3 protein-coding genes are annotated in these 1975 nt (G+C 68.6%); all 3 read left to right on the forward strand.

Annotated features, from left to right (window positions below; translation table 11 throughout):
* Positions 1-896, forward strand: an 896-nt coding sequence (locus C1J00_RS42600; RefSeq protein ID WP_102914142.1) for a carbohydrate ABC transporter permease, incomplete at its 5' end; no start/stop codon positions are given.
* A complete protein-coding gene (locus C1J00_RS42605; protein WP_102914143.1) occupies positions 893-1753 on the forward strand; it encodes a carbohydrate ABC transporter permease in 861 nt (286 codons plus the stop codon). The genes C1J00_RS42600 and C1J00_RS42605, both read left to right, overlap by 4 nt.
* A 5-nt stretch (positions 1754-1758) precedes the next feature.
* Entirely contained in the window at positions 1759-1929 is a 171-nt protein-coding gene (locus C1J00_RS45765; RefSeq protein WP_180989910.1) for a hypothetical protein, read from the forward strand.
* The last annotated feature ends 46 nt before the right edge of the window (positions 1930-1975 follow it).

Raw genomic sequence — 1975 nt, forward strand, 5'->3', positions numbered from 1 at the left:
CCACCACCCCGAAGCGCCGCCCCAGGCGGGAACGTGAGGGCGCCGCCTGGGTGTTCCTCTCACCCTGGGTGCTCGGCGCGATCGTCCTGACACTGCTGCCGATGGCCGTGTCGCTGTACCTGTCGTTCACCGACTACGACCTGTTCAACCCGCCCAAGTGGGTGGGCCTGCGCAACTACGTGCAGATGTTCACCGAGGACCCGCGCTACTGGCGCTCGGTCGTGACGACCCTGACCTACGTCGTCGTCGCCGTGCCCCTCCAACTGGCCCTCGCGCTCGTCGTCGCGCTGGCCCTGAAAGGCATGAAGCGCGGCAAGGGCTTCTACCGCTCGGCGTTCTACGCACCGTCCCTGCTCGGCGCCTCGATGTCCATCGCGCTGGTCTGGCGGGCGGTCTTCAACGACGGCGGCACCGTGGACAACCTGCTCGGCACCGGCGGCTGGGTCAACAAGCCCGGCTGGGCACTGCTGGCCGTGGCCCTGCTGACGGTGTGGCAGTTCGGGGCGCCGATGGTCATCTTCCTGGCGGGGCTCCAGCAGATCCCCGCCGAGCTGTACGAGGCGGCGGCGGTCGACGGGGCGAGCAAGTGGCGGCAGTTCCTGTCGGTCACCGTGCCGATGCTGTCCCCGGTGCTGTTCTTCAACCTGGTCCTGCAGACCATCCAGGCCTTCCAGGTGTTCACCCCCGCCTTCGCGGTCAGCGCCGGCAAGGGCGGACCGGCCGACTCGACCCTCGTCTACACCATGTACCTCTACGACCGGGGCTTCGTCGCCTCCCACATGGGCTACGCCTCCGCCATGGCCTGGGTGCTGCTCCTCGTGATCGGCGTCGTCACGGCGGTGCTGTTCCGCACCTCGCGCTCCTGGGTCTTCTACGCCTCCGAGGGGGACCGGTGACCTCTACGACCGCCACCCACAAGCCCGTTCGGTGGGGCCGCGTCGCCCTGCACGCGGGCTGCCTGGCCGCCCTGCTGGTCATGCTGTACCCGCTGGCCTGGCTGCTGGCCACCTCGCTCAAGCCCGCCGACGAGGTCATCGCCAGCCTGAACCTGCTGCCCGGCCACCTGGAATGGTCCAATTACACCACCGCCCTGGACGGCGTCAACGACGTCTCCATCTGGCGGCTGCTCGGCAACTCCCTGCTGATCGCGGGCGGCGCGGTGGCCGGCAACGTCATCAGCTGCTCGCTCGCCGCGTACGCCTTCGCGCGGCTGCGGTTCCGCTTCCGGGGGCCGCTGTTCGCTTTCATGATCGCCACCATCATGCTGCCGCACCACGCGGTGCTGATCCCGCAGTACATCATCTTCAACCAGCTCGGTCTGGTGAACACCTACTGGCCACTGATCCTGCCGAAGTTCCTCGCCACGGAGGCGTTCTTCGTCTTCCTCATCGTGCAGTTCATGCGCGGCCTGCCGCGCGAGCTGGAGGAGGCGGCCAGGATCGACGGCTGCGGACCCTTCCGCAGCTTCTTCCAGGTCGTGCTGCCGCTCACCCGGCCGGCCCTGATCACCACCGCGATCTTCACCTTCATCTGGACCTGGAACGACTTCTTCACCCAGCTCATCTACCTCTTCGACCCGGACAAGTTCACCCTCACGCTCGCGCTGCGCTCCTTCGTGGACGCCTCCAGCACCTCCGCGTTCGGCCCGATGTTCGCCTTGTCGGTGATCGCGCTGCTGCCGATCGTGCTGTTCTTCCTCGCCTTCCAGCGGTTCCTGGTGGAGGGCATGGCCAGTTCGGGACTCAAGGGGTGAGCGGGATGACTCGGCGTGAGGCGGGCGAGGTGTTCGGCCCGCGCATGACCCTGTTCGCCGACGTGCTGAGCGTCGGACTGGCCACGGCGGCGGCCTGTCTGCCCCTGGTCACGGTCCCGGCCGCGCTGTCGACGGCGTGTGCCGTGCTGCGCGGGGCGGGGCCGGCCGGCTCCTGAGCGCCGTGTTCGGCGATCTCAGGGCCGTGGACGGCGCCCTGTACGC

The sequence above is a fragment of the Streptomyces cahuitamycinicus genome (genome assembly GCF_002891435.1).
GTDB classification, from domain to species: Bacteria; Actinomycetota; Actinomycetes; order Streptomycetales; family Streptomycetaceae; genus Streptomyces; species Streptomyces cahuitamycinicus.

Excerpts from the sequence above, each read along its gene's own strand:
- C1J00_RS45765 (WP_180989910.1), top strand. The coding sequence starts at position 1,759 with ATGACTCGGCGTGAGGCGGGCGAGGTGTTCGGCCCGCGCATGACCCTG.